The 21,244-nt window shown below is 50.6% G+C and carries 18 protein-coding genes and 1 riboswitch; all 18 genes read left to right on the forward strand.

The genetic code is table 11. The features are described 5' to 3' along the window. The first annotated feature begins 525 nt into the window (after positions 1-525). Positions 526-627: riboswitch (purine riboswitch) on the forward strand. A gap of 194 nt (positions 628-821) precedes the next feature. The 18 genes from purE to MKY82_RS04925 all read left to right on the forward strand — a co-directional run bounded on the left by purE (position 822) and on the right by MKY82_RS04925 (position 21,151). Beyond that, positions 822-1,307 carry a 5-(carboxyamino)imidazole ribonucleotide mutase gene (purE, locus tag MKY82_RS04840; RefSeq protein WP_339295599.1) on the forward strand — a complete coding sequence of 162 codons (486 nt, stop codon included), beginning with the start codon at positions 822-824 and terminating at the stop codon, positions 1,305-1,307. Beyond that, positions 1,304-2,491, forward strand: coding sequence for a 5-(carboxyamino)imidazole ribonucleotide synthase (gene purK / locus MKY82_RS04845; RefSeq protein ID WP_339295600.1), 1,188 nt, complete (start codon positions 1,304-1,306; stop codon positions 2,489-2,491). Before purE ends, purK begins: the two co-directional genes overlap by 4 nt. A gap of 3 nt (positions 2,492-2,494) precedes the next feature. Further along, on the forward strand, positions 2,495-3,790 hold the full coding sequence (purB, locus tag MKY82_RS04850) for an adenylosuccinate lyase (protein ID WP_339295601.1): 1,296 nt from the start codon (positions 2,495-2,497) through the stop codon (positions 3,788-3,790). 220 nt (positions 3,791-4,010) lie between these two features. Next, positions 4,011-4,901, forward strand: a complete 891-nt coding sequence (locus MKY82_RS04855; protein WP_339295602.1) for a phosphoribosylaminoimidazolesuccinocarboxamide synthase — start codon at positions 4,011-4,013, stop codon at positions 4,899-4,901. Positions 4,902-4,951: 50 nt separating this feature from the next. After that, positions 4,952-5,197 carry a phosphoribosylformylglycinamidine synthase subunit PurS gene (gene purS, locus MKY82_RS04860; RefSeq protein ID WP_012819094.1) on the forward strand — a complete coding sequence of 82 codons (246 nt, stop codon included), beginning with the start codon at positions 4,952-4,954 and terminating at the stop codon, positions 5,195-5,197. A gap of 4 nt (positions 5,198-5,201) precedes the next feature. Next, positions 5,202-5,891, forward strand: a complete 690-nt coding sequence (gene purQ / locus MKY82_RS04865; RefSeq protein WP_100540297.1) for a phosphoribosylformylglycinamidine synthase subunit PurQ — start codon at positions 5,202-5,204, stop codon at positions 5,889-5,891. Continuing rightward, positions 5,869-8,112: a phosphoribosylformylglycinamidine synthase subunit PurL gene (purL, locus tag MKY82_RS04870; protein ID WP_339295603.1), complete on the forward strand. Its 2,244-nt coding sequence runs from the start codon at positions 5,869-5,871 to the stop codon at positions 8,110-8,112. Before purQ ends, purL begins: the two co-directional genes overlap by 23 nt. Further along, complete coding sequence (gene purF / locus MKY82_RS04875) at positions 8,097-9,575, forward strand: amidophosphoribosyltransferase (protein WP_145039121.1); 1,479 nt, start codon at positions 8,097-8,099, stop codon at positions 9,573-9,575. Before purL ends, purF begins: the two co-directional genes overlap by 16 nt. Before the next feature lie 178 nt (positions 9,576-9,753). Beyond that, positions 9,754-10,794: a phosphoribosylformylglycinamidine cyclo-ligase gene (gene purM, locus MKY82_RS04880; RefSeq protein WP_194540968.1), complete on the forward strand. Its 1,041-nt coding sequence runs from the start codon at positions 9,754-9,756 to the stop codon at positions 10,792-10,794. Further along, positions 10,794-11,405, forward strand: a complete 612-nt coding sequence (gene purN, locus MKY82_RS04885) for a phosphoribosylglycinamide formyltransferase (protein ID WP_071221557.1) — start codon at positions 10,794-10,796, stop codon at positions 11,403-11,405. Before purM ends, purN begins: the two co-directional genes overlap by 1 nt. A 151-nt stretch (positions 11,406-11,556) precedes the next feature. Next, positions 11,557-13,104 carry a bifunctional phosphoribosylaminoimidazolecarboxamide formyltransferase/IMP cyclohydrolase gene (gene purH / locus MKY82_RS04890; RefSeq protein ID WP_220686523.1) on the forward strand — a complete coding sequence of 516 codons (1,548 nt, stop codon included), beginning with the start codon at positions 11,557-11,559 and terminating at the stop codon, positions 13,102-13,104. A gap of 218 nt (positions 13,105-13,322) precedes the next feature. Beyond that, on the forward strand, positions 13,323-14,591 hold the full coding sequence (gene purD, locus MKY82_RS04895) for a phosphoribosylamine--glycine ligase (RefSeq protein WP_220686522.1): 1,269 nt from the start codon (positions 13,323-13,325) through the stop codon (positions 14,589-14,591). A gap of 424 nt (positions 14,592-15,015) precedes the next feature. Continuing rightward, entirely contained in the window at positions 15,016-15,732 is a 717-nt protein-coding gene (locus tag MKY82_RS04900; RefSeq protein ID WP_339295604.1) for a response regulator transcription factor, read from the forward strand. Positions 15,733-15,869: 137 nt separating this feature from the next. After that, positions 15,870-16,799 carry a HAMP domain-containing sensor histidine kinase gene (locus MKY82_RS04905; protein ID WP_339295605.1) on the forward strand — a complete coding sequence of 310 codons (930 nt, stop codon included), beginning with the start codon at positions 15,870-15,872 and terminating at the stop codon, positions 16,797-16,799. Between the two features lie 91 nt (positions 16,800-16,890). Further along, positions 16,891-17,811 carry an ABC transporter ATP-binding protein gene (locus MKY82_RS04910; RefSeq protein ID WP_339295606.1) on the forward strand — a complete coding sequence of 307 codons (921 nt, stop codon included), beginning with the start codon at positions 16,891-16,893 and terminating at the stop codon, positions 17,809-17,811. Next, the gene (locus MKY82_RS04915; protein WP_339295607.1) at positions 17,808-18,515 is read left to right on the forward strand and encodes an ABC transporter permease; all 708 of its coding nucleotides are present in this window, start codon (positions 17,808-17,810) and stop codon (positions 18,513-18,515) included. Before MKY82_RS04910 ends, MKY82_RS04915 begins: the two co-directional genes overlap by 4 nt. 14 nt (positions 18,516-18,529) lie before the next feature. Next, positions 18,530-19,264: an ABC transporter permease gene (locus MKY82_RS04920; RefSeq protein WP_339295608.1), complete on the forward strand. Its 735-nt coding sequence runs from the start codon at positions 18,530-18,532 to the stop codon at positions 19,262-19,264. Positions 19,265-19,840: 576 nt separating this feature from the next. Then, a complete protein-coding gene (locus MKY82_RS04925) occupies positions 19,841-21,151 on the forward strand; it encodes a maltose ABC transporter substrate-binding protein (protein WP_339295609.1) in 1,311 nt (436 codons plus the stop codon). Positions 21,152-21,244 lie beyond the last annotated feature (93 nt).

The raw sequence follows: 21,244 nt of genomic DNA on the forward strand, positions 1-21,244 counted from the left end.
ATAGATATCGGATTAAAGTTCTGTCGTATTTCATACTCATGTCGGATGATAAGATTTCGACACTCGACCCCATCTTCCTTGTAAGTAGCTACAATTAAAGAGCAGAATACGGTCTTATTTTATTCTGCGATAATACTTTTCCCTTACCCTCTATGCAGCAGCAAAAAAGGTTCTCGCTCCAGCGGAGCGGACGAATCGTGGATGGAGAAGCGAAGCGTTCGCCTTTAAACACGGGAAACATCCATTATAGTTCAATCCAGTTTCCCGTGTTTAACAGCCGATCGGAATCACGATGCGTCAGCGCAGCGCTGCCATCACTGCCCACACCTTTTTTATGTGCGGCCGTTGCCTGTGCCTTCAATAAAGCCCACAATCTCCAAGAAGTTTTTGCTGCAGCATTGCTCACTCCCTAGATACGAACATTATTTTTTATGTAAATCCGATTGTTCGTGTTTAGGTTGACATTTGGTGTCAGAAATTGATAAACTGAGGATGTTGAGGTTCAAAATAACTTATAAAGCGTGATTGATGAAATTTAATATTTCTCGTATAAAGCCGGGGATATGGCCCGGAAGTCTCTACCCGGAAACCGTAAATTTTCGGACTACGAGGGAATACAAACGGTGCGGCTACGACGGGGCTTGGTTTCATGTTTGCCTCTTTGGCGGCGGATGCGCAAGACTCTTCTGCTTGACGCAGGCAGCAGCGTTCGTAATCCTTGTATGTCCGAGACCTGCACAGATTTTGTGTTTACGGGATCGGACTTTTTTTTCAGCAGCAGCCATTATATTGTCGAATTTCGAAGAAAGCGGGGGTAACTCATGACAGCACAAGTAGGAGTCATTATGGGAAGCCAATCAGATTGGGATACGATGTCCCATGCATGCCAGGTGCTAGACGAGCTTGAAATTCCTTATGAGAAAAAAGTCGTATCCGCTCACCGGACGCCGGACTTGATGTTCCGGTATGCCGAGGAAGCGGAGGGCCGGGGGCTTCGCGTCATTATCGCCGGAGCCGGCGGGGCCGCTCACCTGCCAGGAATGGTCGCTTCGAAGACGGTATTGCCGGTTATCGGCGTTCCGGTTAAATCGAAAGCGCTGAAGGGGCTGGATTCATTGTTGTCGATCGTGCAGATGCCGGGCGGCATTCCGGTAGCAACCGTAGCGATCGGTAAAGCGGGAGCAACCAACGCCGGATTGCTCGCAGCCCAGATTTTAGGCACTTCGGATGCAGGGATTCGGGAAAAAGTGCAAGCGCGCCGGGACCGTATCCGTGACGAAGTGCTGGAAAGCAGCGATAACCTATGATGGAGAACGGAGCACAGCAGACGAAGGTCTCTAGCAAAAAGCTACTGCCAGGTTCCGTCATTGGTGTACTTGGCGGGGGACAACTCGGACGGATGATTGCGCTGGACGGGATCCGGATGGGATATTCGTTCGTCACCCTTGATCCGACGCCGAACTCCCCGCTTGGCCAGATGGCTGAGCAGGTGACGGCCCGGTATGATGACGTCGAGGCTGCCCGGCAGCTTGCCGTCAAAGCGGACGTCATTACGTACGAATTCGAAAATGTCGATGCGGGCGTGGCCCAGCTTCTGGAGGAGCAGTCTTATGTTCCCCAAGGAAGCAAGCTGCTGTACACCACGCAGCACCGCTTGCGCGAGAAGGCCGCAATTGAAGCGGCCGGCGTACCGGTTGCGCCGTATCGTGAAATAACAAGCTTGGAAGATTTACGGTCCGCCGCCTCTGAACTTGGACTTCCGTGCGTGCTAAAGACCGTCATGGGAGGTTATGATGGTAAAGGGCAAGCGGTTCTCCGCAGCGAAGATGAGCTGGAATCAGCCTATAAAGAGCTGGCTGCCAGCGGGACGGAGCTGGTGTTGGAGAAGTTCGTGAAGTTCGCGTGCGAGATCTCCGTGATTGCGGCGCGTACGCCCAGCGGCATCGTGAAGAGCTTTCCCCCGGCAGAGAACGTGCACGTCAACAATATTTTGCACTTGTCGATTGTGCCTGCGCGCGTGCCGAGCGAAGTAAAGCGCAAAGCATGTCAGCTCGCGGAACGCGTGGTTGAAGGTTTGGGAGCTGTCGGTCTGCTGGCTGTAGAGATGTTTGTGACCGAGGATGGGGAGCTGTACGTGAATGAGCTTGCACCTCGTCCGCATAACTCGGGTCACTACACGATGGAGGCATGCTCAACCTCTCAATTCGAGCAGCATGTAAGAGCGATCTGCGATCTGCCGCTCGGGGACACAACGCTGCTGAGCCCGGTCGTCATGGTGAACCTCTTGGGACAGCATCTGGAGGAAGCGGTACGACGTTTTGGAGAGCACGACGCGCTTGCAGAGTCTCTCGGCGTTGTGCCTAAGCTTCATCTATACGGCAAGAGCGAATCGAAGCTTAACCGCAAGATGGGACATATAAACCTCTTGTGCGGGGATGTCGATGACGCGCTCGAATGGGTAGAGAAAACTAATATTTGGAGGCAGGATTAAACGATGATTGAACGTTACAGCAGACCGGAAATGCGGGCGATTTGGACCGAGGAGAACAAATTCAGAGCATGGCTGGAAGTGGAATTGTGCGCATGCGAGGCATGGGCGGATCTCGGCGTCATTCCGATGGAAGATACCGTTAAGCTTCGCCAGAATGCAACCTTTAATATGGATCGGATTTATGAAATCGAACAGGAAACCCGCCATGATGTCATCGCCTTTACACGCGCGGTTTCGGAAAGCCTTGGCGAGGAGCGCAAATGGGTTCACTACGGTTTGACTTCGACGGATGTGGTGGATACCGCGATGGGATATCTGCTCAAGCAAGCCAACGATATTTTGGAGCAGGACATCCTGCGCTTTATCGGTATTTTGAAAGAGAAGGCACTGGCTTACAAGCATACCCCGATGATGGGCAGAACGCATGGGGTGCATGCAGAACCGACAACCTTCGGTTTGAAAATGGCGCTGTGGCATGAAGAAATGATCCGTAACCTGGAGCGCTTCCGCCATGCGGCCGACGGCGTGCAGTACGGCAAAATTTCCGGAGCCGTTGGAACGTATGCCAACATCGATCCTTCGGTTGAAGAATTCGTCTGCCGCAAGCTTGGCACGAAGCCGGCGCCGATCTCGACCCAGACGCTGCAGCGTGACCGTCATGCGGAATACATGGCAACACTTGCGCTCATCGCGACTTCGCTCGAGAAGTTCGCTACCGAAGTCCGCGCACTCCAGAAGAGTGAGGTTCGCGAGGTCGAAGAGGCATTCGCCAAAGGACAAAAAGGGTCCTCCGCGATGCCGCATAAACGGAATCCGATCGGTTCGGAGAACATCTCGGGTCTTGCGCGCGTCATTCGCGGCCACATGGTTTCGGCTTACGAGAACGTGTCGCTCTGGCATGAGCGGGATATTTCCCACTCCTCGGTAGAACGTATCATCCTGCCGGACGCTACGATGCTGCTGAACTACATGCTGAACCGCTTCGGCAACATCGTGAAGAACCTGACCGTCTTCCCGGAGAACATGAAGCGCAACATGGCTCGCACGTTCGGCGTTCCTTTCTCGGGCCGGATCATGACGAAGCTGATCGACAAGGGCTTCAGCCGCGAGCAAGCGTACGATACCGTTCAGCCTCGGGCCATGCAGGCATGGGAAGAGCAGCGTCAATTCCGCGAGATCGTGGAATCCACGCCTGAGATCACCGAGGTGCTCAGCGCTGAGGAGATCGAAGATGCATTTAATCCAAGCTGGCACCTGAAGCATGTGGATACGATTTTTGCCAAGCTGGGATTGGAATAGTTAAGAAATTTGTATTAATCGCCTGAAGGCTCTGTGAAGTTGAGAATCACTACAACGGAGAAGGCGGGCAACAGGGATCGGAAAAACAATCCGCATTCGTAGTGATGAATAAGCTGAAGACTTTTAACATGATACTGAGCATTCTATTTTTCATCCGATAGAAATACAGGGAGCGACAGGTCTCAAGCCGAGCCATACGTCGTCCCAAGGGGAGGAACACATGACATTACCGGCATTATCGACCGCCACGCATCTGGTCAACGTACCGCTGCTGTACAAGGGCAAGGTTCGTGAACTATACGACCTGGGCGAGCATGTACTCATTGTAGTAACCGACCGCATTTCCGCTTTTGACTATGTGCTGGAGCCGCCTGTACCAGCCAAAGGAACCGTTCTGAACAAGCTGAGCGCCTTCTGGTTTGAACAAACGGAACAGCTTATCAGCAATCATGTCGTGCATACGGACGTGAACCTCCTGGGCGATGCCGTCAAGGACAAGGAGCTGCTGGATGGACGAATCATGGTGTGCCGCAAGGCCGAGCGCATCGATATCGAATGCGTGGTTCGCGGATACATTACCGGTGGGGGCTGGAGGCAGTATCAGTCCTCGGGCGAGGTCAACGGCATTAAGCTGCCGGAGGGTCTGCGCAAGAATGAGGCTTTTCCCGAGCCGATCTTCACGCCGGCGGCGAAGAACGATGTCGGTCATGACGAGGACATCCCGCTATCGCGCATGAAGGAGCTTGTCGGCGAGGAGCTGGCGCTGCAGCTGCAGAACAAAAGCCTGATGCTGTACAAGTTCGCCCGCGATTATTGCAGCAAGCACGGCATTATTTTGGCCGATTGCAAGTTTGAGTTCGGTTTAATCGATGGAGAGATCATTCTGATCGATGAGATTTTCACGCCGGATTCCTCCCGTTTCTGGGATGAGAAGAATTACGCGCTAGACATTGAGATTGACAGTATGGATAAGGAGCCCGTCCGCACGTATCTCGCTTCGTCCGATTGGGATAAGAACAGTGAGCCGGATCCCCTGCCACAGGCCGTGGTAGAGGAGACGACGCGCCGCTATACCGATATTTACAGTCGAATCACGGGTGCAAGCCTGTAAAGCTTTTATAAACCATTTCATTCATATATACCGAGGAGGAACAGGATACAATGTTGAAAGCAAAGGTTTACGTCACGATTAAGCAGAGCGTATTGGACCCTCAAGGGGTAGCGGTGCAAGGTGCACTTCATTCGATAGGGTACAAGGAAGTGGAAAGCCTGCGGATCGGTAAATATATGGAACTTGAGCTGGGTACGGACAACCGTGAGGAAGCCGAGCTACGAGTGAAAGAAATGTGCGAGAAGCTTTTGGCCAATACGGTGGTTGAGAACTACCGTTATGAATTGGAGGGCTAAACCAATGAGATTTGCAGTGCTGGTCTTTCCTGGTTCCAATTGTGATATTGACTGTTATAAGGCGGTAGAAGAGACGATTGGTCAGCCGGTGGATTATGTGTGGCATACGGCTACGGACCTTTCTCCATATGATTGCATTTTGGTACCCGGCGGATTCTCTTATGGAGATTATCTCCGATGTGGTGCGATTTCCCGATTCGCCCCGGTTATGAGCGAAGTGGCGAAGGCGGCGGAAGAGGGCAAGTATATTCTTGGCATCTGCAACGGATTTCAGATTTTGACGGAAGCCGGACTCCTTCCCGGAGCTCTGCGCCGCAACGATTCGATGAAATTCCGCTGTCATGACACGGTGCTCAAAGTGAACAATAATACAACGCCGTTTACGCGCGATTACGCGGAGGGGCAAGAGATTGTCATTCCGATCGCGCATGGCGAGGGCAACTATTACTGTGATGAAGAAACACTTCAAAAGCTCCGGGACAACCGGCAAATCGTATTTACGTATCAAAACAATCCGAACGGCTCGATCGAGGATATCGCAGGCATCTGCAATGAACGGGGCAACGTAATCGGCATGATGCCGCATCCGGAGCGCGCGGTCAGCAGCCTGCTCGGCTCGGATGACGGTAAAGCAATGTTTACATCCATATTACAGGCATGGAGGGATACTCATGGCGCAGCAAACGTCCGTTAAGGAACCGACAGCAGAACAGATCGCAGAGCATCAGATTTACAAGCAAATGGGAGTTTCGGACAGCGAGTATGAGCTGATCTGTTCCTTCATGGGACGCAAGCCGAATTACACAGAAATCGGCGTATTCAGTGTCATGTGGTCCGAGCATTGCGCCTACAAAAATTCCAAGCCGCTGCTTCGTCGTTTCCCGACAAGCGGCCCGCGCGTCCTAATGGGACCGGGCGAGGGCGCCGGGATCGTTGATATCGGCGACAACCAAGCGGTTGTATTCAAAATCGAAAGCCATAACCATCCGTCCGCTGTAGAGCCTTATCAAGGCGCAGCCACGGGCGTTGGCGGCATTATCCGCGATATTTTCTCCATGGGGGCAAGACCGGTAGCGATTCTTAACTCGCTTCGTTTCGGCAAGCTGGAGAGCGATCGCGTTAAATATTTGTTTGAGCACGTGGTATCCGGCATTGCCGGTTACGGCAACTGCATCGGGATCCCGACGGTAGGCGGCGAGGTTGTATTCGACGAAAGTTATGAAGGCAATCCGCTGGTCAATGCGATGTGCGTCGGCGTTATCGACCATGATAAGATTCAGCGCGGCGTTGCAAAAGGGGTAGGCAATCCGGTCTTTTATGTCGGGCCTCCAACTGGCCGCGATGGCATCCACGGCGCAACCTTCGCTTCCGTTGAGCTGACGGAGGAATCCGAAGCGAACCGCACGGCCGTTCAGGTCGGCGATCCGTTCATGGAGAAACTCGTGATGGAGTCCTGCCTCGAGCTGATTGATTCCGGCATCGTGCTGGGCATTCAGGATATGGGCGCGGCTGGATTGACTTGCTCCAGTGCGGAAATGGCAAGTAAAGCAGGCAACGGTCTTGAGCTGTACCTGGACCAAGTGCCTCAGCGCGAAGAAGGCATGACGCCTTATGAAATGATGCTGTCGGAGTCCCAGGAACGGATGCTGTTCGTGGTTGAGCCGAAGCATGAGGAGCAAGCCCGAGAAATCTTCGAACGCTGGGGCGTTATCTGCGCCAAAGTCGGCAAAGTGACGGACGATGGCCGCCTGAAGCTGATCCACCACGGTGAGGTGGTAGGCGACATGCCGGTTAAAGCGCTCGTAGACGAATGCCCGATCTATAACAAACCATCCCAAGAACCGGCTTACTACCAAGAGCAGGCTGCGGTGGATACGCTTCGTTATGAAGAAGTGAAGGATTTGGGCGGTGCCCTCAAGAAGGTGCTCGGTTCGCCAAGCCTTGCAAGCAAAGCATGGGTATACAACCAATACGATTATATGGTTCGTACCAGCACGGCCGTTCGTCCGGGTTCGGATGCTGCTGTCGTAACGGTGCCGGGAACGCGCAAAGCCCTGGCGATGACAACGGACTGTAACGGACGTTACGTCTACCTCGACCCTGAGCTTGGCGGCAGAATCGCGGTCAGCGAAGCAGCGCGCAATATCGTGTGCTCCGGCGCCGAGCCGCTGGCGATTACGGATAACCTGAACTTCGGAAGCCCGGAGAAGCCGGAAATTTTCTGGCAGATGGAAAAAGCCGTGGACGGTATGGCGGAAGCTTGTCGTGTGCTTGAAACGCCGGTCATCGGCGGAAATGTGAGTCTCTACAACGAGAATGCCAAAGGTGCGATTTATCCGACGCCGGTTGTTGGCATGGTCGGCCTGATCCATGATACGGATCATATTACGACACAAGGCTTCAAGGGGGAAGGCGATGCCATCTACGTTCTGGGTGATACCCGTGCGGAACTGGGCGGCAGCGAGTTCCAAGCGATCATGCATGGAGTATCGGAAGGCAGACCGCCGGAACTGAACCTGGATACCGAGAAGAAATTGCTCGGCGGCGTACTGAAGGCCATCCAATCCGGTCTGGTACAATCCGCGCATGATGTGTCGGAGGGGGGACTTGCAGCCGCGCTGGCGGAGAGCTGCATCAGCGGCAACGTTGGGGCGAGCGTGCAATGGTCAACCGATCTGCGTAACGACGTAGCGCTCTTTAGCGAGAGCCAATCCCGGATCGTGCTGTCGGTGTCTCCTGATCATAAGAACGCGCTGGAGAAGCTCCTGCAAGAAGCGGACGTTCCATTTACCGCGCTTGGCGTAGTCGGCGGGAATAAGCTTAGCATTAACATTAACGGTGCTTCTGCGCTGGAAGAATCCGTGGAGGCTTTGAAATCCGTCTGGGAGGATGCCATTCCATGTCTCATGAACTGATACCCGAAGGACTGTGGACAGGGGATTACTACAATGAGGGAACAGGTCAGAGCGATATTTTTGATACATTAAAAGAAGAGTGCGGCGTATTCGGGGTGTTTGGACATCCCGATGCCGCCTCCCTTTCCTATTACGGGCTTCACGCCCTCCAGCACCGCGGCGAAGAAAGCGCAGGAATCTGCGTAGCCGACGGCGAGAATTTCAATTATCACCGCGGGATGGGACTTGTAAAAGAAGTGTTTGATAAAGACAAGCTGGAATCGCTGCAGGGCAGCATGTCGATCGGGCATGTCCGTTACTCGACCAGCGGGGACAGCAGACTGACGAATGCGCAGCCGCTCGTCTTTAAATATCGCGAGGGCAATCTGGCGATTGCTACGAACGGCAACATCGTCAACGAGCCGAAGCTTCGGCGCGAGCTGGAGATGGAGGGCTCCATATTCCAGACGACCAGCGATACGGAAGTCATTGCGCATCTGATCGCGCGTTCGCCGAAGGATTTTGTCGAGGCTGCCAAGGATGCCTTGCAGCGCTTGGTGGGCGGGTTCGCCTTTCTGCTCATGACCAATGACAAGCTGCTCGTCGCCTCGGACCCGAACGGACTCCGTCCGCTCACGATGGGTCGTCTGGGCGATGCGTATATCTTCACTTCGGAGACCTGCGCGCTTGAAGTCATCGGGGCGGAAGCGATCCGCGATGTTGCTCCCGGAGAGCTGCTGATTCTCGATCGGAACGGGCTTCGGGAAGAACGGTATACGGAAGCGGGACGCAAAGCGTTGTGCGCGATGGAATATATTTATTTCTCCCGTCCGGACAGCGATCTGAACGGCTCCAATCTGCATTCGGCCCGTAAACGGATGGGCAGCAAGATGGCCCTGGAATCGTTCGTGGATGCCGATGTGGTTACAGGCGTACCGGATTCCAGCATCTCGGCCGCTATCGGTTATGCCGAGCAAACGGGCATTCCTTACGAGCTGGGATTGATCAAGAATAAATATACGGGCCGGACGTTCATTCAGCCGAGCCAGGAGCTGCGCGAACAGGGCGTGAAGATGAAGCTGAGCGCGGTACGGCGCGTGGTCGAAGGCAAACGGGTGGTCATGATCGATGACTCCATCGTACGGGGAACCACGTCCCGCCGGATCGTTAATTTGCTTCGTGAAGCGGGCGCGACCGAAGTGCATGTGCGGATTACGTCGCCGCCATTCAAGAACCCTTGCTTCTACGGCATCGATACGCCGGACCGCAGAGAGCTGATCGCTTCCGAGAAAAGCGTCGAGGAAATCTGCCGGGAGATCAACGCGGATTCCTTATCGTTCCTGAGCCCGGAGGGACTTATATCCGCCATTGGCGGTTATGATGAGCACAGCCCTAAAGGCGGCTTGTGCATGGCATGCTTTGATAATGATTACCCGACGCAGATTGATTTTAACGGGGAAGAGAAGATGGGCTGCAGCTGCTGATTCTGCAGTGGACAGCCATTTTTTCTCGGATACACCCATTAAATGCGTGTTCAAAAAGGTCGGTTTTCAGCACCGAGAAGGTTGGTTTGAACAACCTCTTTAAGCTGGTTATTGATTAAGCCCATAAATGATGTGTGAACAGATACTTTCGTCATAACGAAAAAGGAGTGTTGAGCGCGTGTCGGATACTTACAAACAAGCAGGCGTGGATATCGCTGCAGGCAATGAAGCGGTAGAGCGTATGAAAAAGCATGTCAAAACGACTTTCAGACCGGAAGTCATGACCGACCTCGGGGGTTTTGGCGCACTGTTCAAGCTGAATAAAGACCAATATGAAGAGCCGGTACTCGTCTCAGGCACGGATGGCGTCGGCACAAAGCTGAAGCTCGCATTCGCGATGGACCAACATGATACCATCGGCATTGATGCGGTAGCGATGTGCGTGAACGATATTGTGGTGCAAGGCGCAGAACCGCTCTTTTTTCTCGACTATTTAGCTTGTGATAAGGTCATTCCGTCCAAAATCGAATCCATTGTCAAAGGGATCGCCGACGGATGCAACCAAGCGGGATGTTCCCTGATCGGCGGGGAAACGGCAGAGATGCCGGGCATGTACAGTGAAGGCGAGTATGACATCGCGGGCTTCACCGTAGGCATTGTCGACAAAAGCAAAATGATCAACGGGTCGAATATCGCGGCAGGCGACGCGGTGATTGGTCTAGCATCCAGCGGTGTGCACAGTAACGGCTTCTCGCTTGTTCGCAAGCTGCTTCTGGAGGACGCAGGCTACTCTCTGCAGCAAGAGCTTCCGGAACTGGGCGGACGTCTTGGCGACGTACTGCTCGCTCCGACCAAGATTTATGTGAAGCCGCTGCTCGGACTGTTGAAAGAGATCGAAGTAAAGGGTATGGCGCATATCACGGGCGGCGGATTCATCGAGAATATTCCGCGTATGCTGCCGGATGGCGTCAATGTCGACATCGAATACGGCTCTTGGCCGATTCTGCCGATCTTTAAGCTAATGCAGGAAAAAGGCAGCATTTCGAACAAGGATATGTTTACGACATTTAATATGGGAATCGGCATGGTGCTTGTCGTCAAAGAACAGGATGCAGACGGAGTGCTTCAATACCTCCGCTCCGCAGGCGAAGAGGCTTATGTGATCGGCCGGGTCACCGAAGGCGAGCGCATCGTAACCTTTACGGGAGCTGAGGTGTAATGAGGCCGTTTCGGATTGCGGTTTTCGCTTCCGGCAGGGGCAGTAACTTTCAGGCTTTGGTAGATACGCAGCACAGGGGGGCCCTGGGCGGCGTGATCAGCATCCTGGTATGCGATAAGCCACAGGCTCCCGTCGTGGAGCTGGCTCAAGCGGCGAATGTGGATGTATTCGCCTTTCAGCCGAAGGATTATGCCTCGAAGGAAGATTACGAACGTGAAATTGCGGTAGAGCTTCAGCAGCGCGGTGTCGAATTGATTGTTCTTGCAGGATATATGCGGTTATTGAGTCCGTCCTTTGTCGAGTTCTATAGCGGCCGGATCATCAACATTCATCCATCGCTGCTGCCTGCTTTTCCAGGAAAAGACGCGATTGGCCAAGCGCTGGACTATGGTGTGAAGATGACTGGTGTCACGGTTCATTTTGTGGATGGCGGCATGGATACCGGACCTGTTATTGCTCAAAAAGCCGTAGAGATCAAGGAAGGCGAAACGGCAGAAGTGCTGGCAGAACGCATTCATGCCGTGGAGCAGAAGTTATACTCTGAAGTCGTTTCCTGGTTCGCCCAGGGGCGAATTTCGCTGAACGGGCGGAATGTGACGATTACCGAATAGGCTTTTGTAATAAAAGCGGACAAGGTCTTTCGGTGAATCGACATGTTCGATATTTCTCGGGAAATAATTTGCAATTATGGATCTTCGACAGCATCTACGGAATCAAGACAGGCTTACTTAGTTAATTTTATTCATAATAGGGGGTATGAACGTGGGTATCAAAAGAGCTTTGGTCAGCGTTTCGGATAAAACCGGCATCGTGGAGTTTTGCCGCGAGTTGTCTTCATTGGGTGTAGAGATCATTTCGACAGGGGGAACGAAGAACCTCCTCGCCAAGGAAGGAGTTCCTGTCATCGGCATCTCCGATGTGACCGGATTCCCTGAGATTCTGGACGGACGCGTCAAAACCCTTCATCCAGCCGTGCACAGCGGTCTGCTTGCCATTCGCGACAGCGAGGAGCATCAGCGTCAGATGCAGGAGCTGGGCCTCGATTACATCGATCTGGTCGTGGTGAACCTGTACCCATTCCAGGAAACGATCGCGAAGCCGGGTGTCGAGTATGAGGATGCAATCGAAAATATCGACATTGGCGGGCCGACGATGCTGCGTTCGGCTGCGAAAAACCATGCTTTTGTGAGCGTGGTTGTCGATGCGGCGGATTATGGCAGCGTGATCGAGGAAATCCGTGACGGCGGCGACACGACGCTGGAAACCCGCAAACGTCTTGCAGCCAAGGTTTTCCGTCATACGGCGGCCTACGATACGTTGATTTCTGACTATTTGTCGAATGTAACGGGCGATCCGCTTCCTGAGCGCTTTAGCGTCACCTACGAGAAAATTCAGGACCTTCGTTACGGCGAGAATCCGCATCAAAAAGCGGCATTTTACCGTAAACCGCTGGCACCAGCGGGTACTTTGACGACCGCGGAGCAGCTGCACGGCAAAGAGCTCTCCTATAACAATATCAATGACGCGAACGCAGCCCTGCAGATCGTGAAGGAATTCGACGAGCCAACCGTGGTGGCCGTGAAGCATATGAACCCTTGCGGCGTGGGCATCGGGACAAATGTGCTGGAAGCTTACCAAAAAGCTTACAACGCTGATCCGACATCCATCTTCGGCGGCATCGTGGCGGCGAACCGGACAATTGACGCTCCGACGGCGGATCTGCTGAAGGATATTTTCCTTGAAATTATCCTGGCACCGGATTTCACACCGGAGGCGCTGGAGATTATCACGAAAAAGAAAAATATCCGTCTACTGAAGATGGGCGAGTTCGGTTCGGCCAAGGAGCGCCAAAGCACACTTGCGGTGACAACCATCGAAGGCGGCATGATCGTACAGGAAAGCGATGTGCATTCCCTGGACGCCGCTGATCTGAAAGTTGCGACGGACCGGAAACCAACGGAAGAAGAGCTGAAGCAGCTGCTCTTCGGCTGGAAAGTGGTCAAGCACGTGAAATCTAATGCGATCGTATTGGCTGCAGACAACATGACCGTTGGCGTTGGCGCAGGCCAAATGAACCGTGTCGGCTCGGCGCGTATTGCGGTGGAACAGGCAGGAGAGAAAGCCAAGGGAGCCGTACTCGCTTCCGATGCGTTCTTCCCGATGGGAGATACCGTTGAGCTTGCAGCGAAAGCCGGCATTACCGCCATCATTCAGCCGGGCGGCTCCATTAAGGATGAGGAATCCATCAAGGCAGCCAACGAATACGGGATCGCCATGGTCTTTACTGGCGTGCGGCATTTTAAACACTAATTCATGAGCATAAAAAGGGGCTTCGCTGCAACCATGAGGCTGCAGCTGAAGATCACCTTTCAATCAGCAACATATAGAGGCGACGCCGCTCTTTCGAGCGCGCCGCCTTTAAGTTTAAGGGGACCAGAAGGTGAAGATGATCTCACGCTTCGCCCTGTAAATCATTCATGTTATGAAATGTTGACGGTAAAGTTGAAATGAATCGGGAGGGGTAAACCATGGATATTTTGGTTATCGGAGGCGGCGGAAGAGAGCATGCCATCGTATGGGCACTGGCAAAGAGCCCGAAAGCGGATAAGATTTACTGCGCACCCGGCAACGCCGGTATCGGACAGCTGGCCGAGTGCGTGCCGATCGCGGTATCGGAGTTTGAGAAGCTGGCGGCATTCGCCGTAGAGAAGCAGGTGGGACTCATTGTTGTCGGTCCGGATGATCCGCTGGCTGACGGCATCGTAGATGCATTCGACGCTACAGGCATCCCGGTATTCGGTCCGCGCAAAAATGCAGCCGAAATTGAGGGCAGCAAAACTTTTATGAAGGACTTGCTCCATAAATACGGCATTCCGACGGCAGCCTACGCGAAGTTCGACGATTACGAGAAGGCGCTAGCTTACTTGCGCCAGCAAGGCGCACCGATCGTCGTGAAAGCGGACGGGCTCGCAGCCGGCAAGGGTGTTACCGTTGCGCGGACGATCGAGGAAGCCGAGCAGGCGCTCAGCGACATTATGCAATCGAAGGTGTTTGGCGATGCGGGAAGCCGGGTGGTCATCGAGGAGTTCCTGGAAGGCCAGGAAATGTCGATCCTCGCCTTTGTGGATGGTGAAACCGTGAAGCCGATGTCGGCGGCACAGGATCATAAACCGGCTTATGATGGAGATTTGGGACCGAATACAGGTGGGATGGGAACGTATTCTCCATTGCCTCATATTCAGTCATCTGTCATTGAAGAGGCCATTGAGACGATTATCAAGCCCACAGCGAAAGCGATGGTAGCGGAAGGTCGTCCGTTCCGGGGCGTTCTGTTCGCCGGATTGATGATTACGCCGGACGGAAAACCGAAGACCATTGAGTTCAACGCCAGATTTGGCGATCCGGAAACGCAGGTCGTATTGCCGCGCTTGAAGACGGATCTGCTTGAGGTATTCCTTGCTGCCGTTAACGGAAACCTGGCTGATTTAGAACTGGAGTGGAGTGACGAGGCAGCGGTATGCGTCATCCTGGCTTCCGGCGGGTATCCTGCATCGTATCCGAAAGGGATAGCGATCAGTGGGCTGGATAACGAGCAGGACGGAACGATTGTATTTCATGCGGGCACCTCTCGCGATGCTGACGGAACGTGGAGAACGAATGGAGGACGCGTTCTCGGCGTTGTTGGATTAGGGGCAGATATCGCATCCGCACGGGCGAAAGCGTATGAGCGTGCAGAAGCGATTTTGTTTGAAGGCAAGCAGAACCGGACGGATATTGCGCTGAAGGCGCTTGTGTAGAGTCATTTTTTTGACTGATAAAATATAATTGAAACAAAAGGAGTCTTCTTGAAGAAGACTCCTTTTGTTTGTACTCATAAATGGATTCACGGGCCTAACGTCTATTCAGACCTCTTTGGTCAGTTGATTATTTTGCATAAACTTAACTCTAACATAAATGTGTCTGTCTGAAATGGGACCATAGGCGCTGTCCGTAATAGGAGCAGATAGCCGTACGCTGCACGATGATGCCTTGTATTAATTTATGCTTTGTTCAGTTTCTGTTTACCTAATGTTAACTTTGCATAGATAGGATGAATAAGAAAGGATAGAGTTGATCCATTCCCAGCACCTTTCAACAGATATTCTGAGTCTTTGGGAGTTGACTCTGTTATATAATAAAAGCAACTGTTTGTTGAAATATGAAAAGATGGAGAAAAATGCTATGGATAACATTTCGGTTTTGCTTGTAGATGATGAACAAGGCTTATGCGATATGTTTACTACCGTGTTGAAGAAGGAAGGCTTTCGGCATATTCGAAGTGTGGGCACAGGGCAGGAAGCGGTGCGAACATTAACGGAGTTTAATCCGGACGTCATCATACTGGATGTCATGCTTCCGGATGAGGACGGCTTCGAGGTGTGCCGAAAAATTCGCAAAATGACCGAAACGCCGATCCTTTTTCTTACCGCCCGGGATGCTGACTTGGACAAGCTGATGGGGTTTGGCATTGGCGGGGACGATTATATTACGAAACCATTTAATCCGTTGGAGGTTGTTGCCCGCACCAAAGCTCGTCTGAAATATAAAACACAGCGGGAACAAGAGGCTCAGCCGCGATTAACTCAATTGGATTTTGGTTATTTTAGGCTGGATCTTGCAGCCGGGGAACTGATCGTAAATGGCAAGCAAGTGGAGTGCCCGGCACGTGAATGGGAGCTGCTTGTATTTCTGTGCCGACATCCTAACCGTATTTTTAGTACGCGTCAATTATACGAATCGGTCTGGAAGGAGCCCTACCTTGGAGATGAGAAGACGGTTGTAATCCATATTTTCAGACTGCGAAAAAGGGTGGAGCCTGATTCCAGAAACCCAAGGTTTATTGTTAACGTTCGTGGACTTGGCTACAAAATGCTGGCCCCAAGAAAGGAAAAAGAATGAATCCAATGGTCACAATGGCTTTTCGCTTTATCAAGATAACCATTATTTTGATGATGATGTTTGTCCTGAGTTTTATTTTATGCACGGTGATATTTATATATCTTCAGGATTGGATGAGTCCCCGGGGCACGATATCCATGAAGACTTTTTTAGCTGTTACGGGCATCGTGTTAATGGCTATTTTTTTCATGGCTTTCGGTTGGTGCGTGGGCAAACCGCTTACTTATTTAATACGCTGGATCAACCAATTATCCGAAAGAAATTACAGCCAGCCGCAGGAACATTTCCATCAGCCAAGCGAAGGCTCATTACCTCATAACAACTATCGTTATCCGTATATCTTATATAAAGAATTATTTGATCGAATGACGCAATTATCGAATCAACTCCTGCAAAGTGAGACCGAGCGATTAAATATGGAAGTCAAGAAGCAGGAATGGATTGCGTCGATCAGCCATGATCTCAAGACGCCTTTGTCGTACATCGAAGGCTATGCTCATATGCTCTCGGCCGCCGATTATGATTGGACCGATGAGGAGAAACAGAATTTTAGCAGGCAGATCAGCGGCAAGACCATGGAAATGAAGCAGCTAATTCATGATTTAAACCAAACAGGCCGGTGGTCAGTCGAACAGTTCCCGATGAATAGAAAATCTGATGATATAGTGAATTTTCTGCGCGATATGATGATAGATATCGCAAACCACCCGTTAGCTGAGAATGCTTCATTTATGTTTACTACCGAAAAGGATGTTTGTTTGATGGATTTTGACAGAAATCTGTTAGGACGAGCCTTTCAAAATGTATTAATGAATGCGGTTATCCATAATCCGTCCGGCACCCAGGTTAAATGCAATATCTCTATTAAAGAAAACAAATGTTTTATTGTGATCGAGGATGATGGAAACGGGATCGAGGATACGGTATTAAGACAGGGTTTAGATCAATCGGGTAAAGGAATAGCTATAGCCAATGCCTTTGTTGAAGCTCATTCTGGCCGGATGAGCATTCTATTGGCGGATAGTAAGGGTACCCGGGTTGAATTTGTATTGCCGATCAGCCCCTAAATTATCCTGTCGTTCATTAGATGTTTACCTCCTGTTTATTTCCCATTGCTAAACTTTAAATGTTAGTTAAGCCAAGCAGGAGGAATAAGAGATGAAGGAATATGCTATCGATACACATCAACTGACCCGCAAATTCGGGCAGCGGGAAACAGTAAAGCAGATTAATTTGCAGGTTCCCAAGCGGGAGGTCTATGGATTTTTGGGGCCAAATGGAGCTGGTAAGACAACAACGATTCGGATGCTCCTTGGACTCATCCGCTCGTCATCCGGGGAGATTCGTATACTTGGCAAAGATCTGAAAAAGAACCGAATGGATATTCTGAAAGATGTGGGTTCTCTCGTGGAATCTCCTTCATACTATGCTCATCTTTCAGGATACAATAATTTGAAAATCATGGCGCTAATCCATGGTATACAGGAATCCAGGATCCAGGAGGTTCTTGAATGGGTGAGACTAAATCATGCAGCTCATCAGTCGGTCAGGAGCTATTCACTTGGCATGAAACAGCGGCTCGGGATAGCAATGGCGCTCATTACGAATCCAAAGTTATTGATTCTGGATGAGCCGACGAACGGACTTGATCCATCGGGAATTCAGGAAATTCGAGAGCTGATTACTAGACTTCCTCGTGATTTTGATATAACGGTTTTGCTCTCAAGCCATCTATTGAGTGAAATAGAGCAGGTTGCAACCTGGGTGGGAATTATTAACCAAGGGGAAATGATTTTTCAAGGACCGCTTCAGGAATTAACCGACCGAAGCAAGCCTTATGTATGGATTGAGATGGATCGGCCAGTGGAAGCAGCCGCTGCTCTGAACGATCATGGATGGGATGCAGAACCTGAAATAACAACAGACCAGATCAGAACTTCCATGATCACCAGGCCTCAATCGGCGGAAATGATTCGCTTTCTAGTAAATCGGCAATATGATGTATACCGAGTAACGGAGAAGAAGAAGACCCTTGAGGAAATCTTTCTGGAATTGACCGGTCAGGAGAACAGCTTATGATACTGGAACTGATGCGTGCAGAGGGATTAAAGCTGAAGCGATTATGCCGGTGGATGCCTCTCATTCAAGGCATCATTTTAATCAGCATGACGGCTCTTGAGTGGTATCTCTATTTTCGTCAAGGTCCTGGGGGGATCTACGCTGGCTTCGCCGTAATGTATATGTTTTTATCTTTCATTTTTTTATTGGGAATTACGCTCCTAGCCAGTATTATGGCTGGTACCGAGCACGAAACCAAGGCATGGAAACAGCTTCTCGCGATGCCAGTTCCTAAAGGCTCTGTATTCCTGGCCAAATTGGCGTGGATATTTATTTTGCAGTTATGTGCTGTAATCATTACTATTACTGGCATGTGCATAATCTGGGTTCTATACTCGGATGAACCGATCCCATGGGGAATTATGATATTGCAGCCTCTATTCGCATGTTTGGCTACACTGCCGATGATGGCCATTCAGCTTTGGTTGTCTACTGTATTTTTCAACCAGGCATTACCGCTGGCTATAGGGATATTTGGATCTATCTCCAGCCTGTTTTTAGCTCGAAGCCATTCTTTTGTGATTCAGGTCCTTCCCTGGTCGTATCCGTCATTATCCAGTCCGCTTATCCCTGGTCATATGCAGTGGATTGGCATCTCGCTTGGGATAGGGGGAATGCTGTCAGTTCTGGGAGCTCTCCTGTTTGCCAGGCGAGAATTTGAATAGGGGGTTGCCGGATCATGAGAATACTGTTACGTGCTGAAGGAATGAAACTTCAATGGAGAATTATATTTTTACTTATTGTTTTGGATACGCTGATCAACTCAGCGATGGGGGCGATGCAGCTTCAGAGTTTAAGGGACTTTTTTCCGCCTAGCTGGTCTACGCTTTATATACACAGCGTCAATCTTCATTCTATGTTTTTCTATCCTCTGTATAGCGGGATTGTAGCATCTTTATTGTGTTTATATGAGCATAAAGATGGGGGCTGGAAGATCACGATGAGTTTGCCGGTCCCCCGGTATAAGGTCTTTTACTCGAAATATATTTGGTTGGTCGGGATTCTGGCGTTGGTGCAGATCGTATTTTTGCTCGGTTATCTTGGGACAGGTTATCTTGTCAAGGCTCCTGACAGGATTCCGTGGGAGACATTACTGTATTCAGTCATTGGGGGATGGATAGGAGTTTTACCACTTGCAGCTTTACAACTTATGGTTTCGATAAGAGTGCGTAATTTCGGAGCCTCGCTGGCCATGTCCGTAGGTTATGTGGTACCGAATATCGTTCTAACAGGTTTTCATTCTGCTATTGGGGCCTGGCTTCCGATTACCATTCCCTACTATGTTATGATGCCACAGGCAGCGCTTTACGCGCCGAGAGTAGAATCTTATAGTTTGTGGTCAATTGTGTTATTTACAGGACTGGTGTATTTGTTGATAGGGCAGAGATTTGTCGAAAAAAGAGATTGGTTGTAGCCCATTCGCTAAACAATAGGTGATAAATAGGTTAACTTTACCCTGGTGTACGAACACCAGGGTTATACCATGAGAGATTGGTTACTGAGTTCCCCTCCTGTCTCATTTCTGACAAAGTTAAGGAACGGATTAGGCTAATTTCTGAAAAGGAAATGTCCATCCTATGGAGCTTCAATGGTACGTCTATCGGTGGGAGAAGAAGTATAAGCTGTTGTGCAAACGTTTGTTCAACAAGCAACCATTTATGTTGGACTCTTGTCTCAAATAACGTGCGAAATGACTGAATTGCACTGCATATGCACAACTATTTTTATGATAACTTACGAAATACAGCGAATAGTGAAGGTAACAAGAGATTATATGCTTAAAACGGGTAAAAATGATCTGTGCAAACGTTTTTACATTCGATAATAAATGTTGTATGATGTTTTCAGTGAATGAAGCGCTTTCTCAACGGGATTTTTCCTGAGTATCTCGCCAGATGCTACATAGAAAAAGAGACGCTGAAAATTTCTGAAATCGTTTGCGCAGATTTCCAACATTTTCTGATCATTTATTGAGAGGGGTAATCATGGAATGAAGATGAAGAAACTACTTACGCTAGCTGCAACCTTCACGTTGGCGTTCTCCATTACAGCGTGCGGAGGAAATTCACCTACTCCTGCTGCTGAGGCACCTGCTGAGAATCCACCAGCCCAGGAGACGCCGGCCGAAAATACAGAAGCACCGGAACTTAAGCCGGAGGAAGGTGCTAAATTGATCGTATGGGAAAGTAGAGACGAAAGAGCCTACACCGATGCGGTTGCTAAAGAATTTACCGAGAAATACGGCGTTGAAGTAACCATCGAAGAATTGTCCCCAACCGACCAAGTTACCAAGCTTCAACAAGACGGGCCATCCGGATTGGGCGCTGACGTAGTATTGTTCCCTCATGATAACCTGGGTAAGGCCGTAGCTACCAACCTGGTTCTGCCAAATGATTACTTCGAAGAAAAAACGAAGAGCAGCAACTCGGAAGCCGCTATCCAAGGCGTAAGCTATGACGGCGTTCTGTACGGATACCCGCGCGCTGCTGAAACATACCTGATGTATTACAACAAGGACCTGGTAAAAGAAGTTCCAACAACGATGGAAGAAGTTATTGAGTTCAGCAAAACCTTCACAGACAAATCCAAAAACAAATATGGAATCATGTTCGAAACAGGCAACCTGTACTTCGCATATCCATTCCTTGCTTCCAATGGCGGCTACATCTTCGGTAACGGCGGCGCAGATGTCAACGATATCGGCCTCAACAACGAAGGCGCAGTCAAGAGTATGGAAGTGTATGCAAGCCTGAAAGAAATTCTTCCGGTTAAATCCGGCGACATTACGCCTGATATCAAACGCGGATTGTTCACGGCCGGCGACCTGGCTATGGACATTAACGGACCATGGGAGCTCGGCGGATACAAAGAAGCGCTTGGCGACAAGCTTGGCGTTGCTCCAATCCCAACCATCGGCGGTCAGCCTGCTGTATCGTTCTCCGGTATCAAAGCTTGGTACGTAAGCTCGTTCACGAAATATCCGCAAGCCGCTCGTTTGTTTGCTGACTTTGCGACAAGCAAGGAAGCTCAATTGAAACTGAGCGCACTGGTTGGATCGGTTCCAACTAACAACGAAGCTCAACAAGATGATCAAATCAAGAATGACGAGTATGTATCGGCATTCACAGAGCAGTTCAAATCTTCCCAACCGATGCCATCCGTTCCTGAAATGGCTAACGTATGGTCTCCTGTAGGCGCTGCACTGGCTGAGATCTGGGATAACAACAAAGACGTGAAAGAAACGCTTGATAAAGCTGTAAGTCAAGTGAAAGATCTCAACAGTGGTGGAGCTGGCGAGTAATTACGTTCTTATATAATGCGAGATAGATGAAGAAGTTCACCCGCCGAACAACCGGCGGGTGATTCCTCGATTATATGGAGAGGAGAATGGAGG

The sequence above is a fragment of the Paenibacillus sp. FSL W7-1279 genome (genome assembly GCF_037969845.1).
Taxonomy (GTDB): domain Bacteria; phylum Bacillota; class Bacilli; order Paenibacillales; family Paenibacillaceae; genus Paenibacillus_AQ.

Bases quoted from the DNA above. Each gene is read 5' to 3' on its own strand.
- purE (WP_339295599.1), top strand. From the start codon at position 822: ATGACAGCACAAGTAGGAGTCATTATGGGAAGCCAATCAGATTGGGAT.
- purK (WP_339295600.1), top strand. From the start codon at position 1,304: ATGATGGAGAACGGAGCACAGCAGACGAAGGTCTCTAGCAAAAAGCTA.
- purB (WP_339295601.1), top strand. From the start codon at position 2,495: ATGATTGAACGTTACAGCAGACCGGAAATGCGGGCGATTTGGACCGAG.
- MKY82_RS04855 (WP_339295602.1), top strand. From the start codon at position 4,011: ATGACATTACCGGCATTATCGACCGCCACGCATCTGGTCAACGTACCG.
- purS (WP_012819094.1), top strand. From the start codon at position 4,952: ATGTTGAAAGCAAAGGTTTACGTCACGATTAAGCAGAGCGTATTGGAC.
- purQ (WP_100540297.1), top strand. From the start codon at position 5,202: ATGAGATTTGCAGTGCTGGTCTTTCCTGGTTCCAATTGTGATATTGAC.
- purL (WP_339295603.1), top strand. From the start codon at position 5,869: ATGGCGCAGCAAACGTCCGTTAAGGAACCGACAGCAGAACAGATCGCA.
- purF (WP_145039121.1), top strand. From the start codon at position 8,097: ATGTCTCATGAACTGATACCCGAAGGACTGTGGACAGGGGATTACTAC.
- purN (WP_071221557.1), top strand. From the start codon at position 10,794: ATGAGGCCGTTTCGGATTGCGGTTTTCGCTTCCGGCAGGGGCAGTAAC.
- purD (WP_220686522.1), top strand. From the start codon at position 13,323: ATGGATATTTTGGTTATCGGAGGCGGCGGAAGAGAGCATGCCATCGTA.
- MKY82_RS04900 (WP_339295604.1), top strand. From the start codon at position 15,016: ATGGATAACATTTCGGTTTTGCTTGTAGATGATGAACAAGGCTTATGC.
- MKY82_RS04905 (WP_339295605.1), top strand. From the start codon at position 15,870: ATGAAGACTTTTTTAGCTGTTACGGGCATCGTGTTAATGGCTATTTTT.
- MKY82_RS04910 (WP_339295606.1), top strand. From the start codon at position 16,891: ATGAAGGAATATGCTATCGATACACATCAACTGACCCGCAAATTCGGG.
- MKY82_RS04915 (WP_339295607.1), top strand. From the start codon at position 17,808: ATGATACTGGAACTGATGCGTGCAGAGGGATTAAAGCTGAAGCGATTA.
- MKY82_RS04920 (WP_339295608.1), top strand. From the start codon at position 18,530: ATGAGAATACTGTTACGTGCTGAAGGAATGAAACTTCAATGGAGAATT.
- MKY82_RS04925 (WP_339295609.1), top strand. From the start codon at position 19,841: ATGAAGATGAAGAAACTACTTACGCTAGCTGCAACCTTCACGTTGGCG.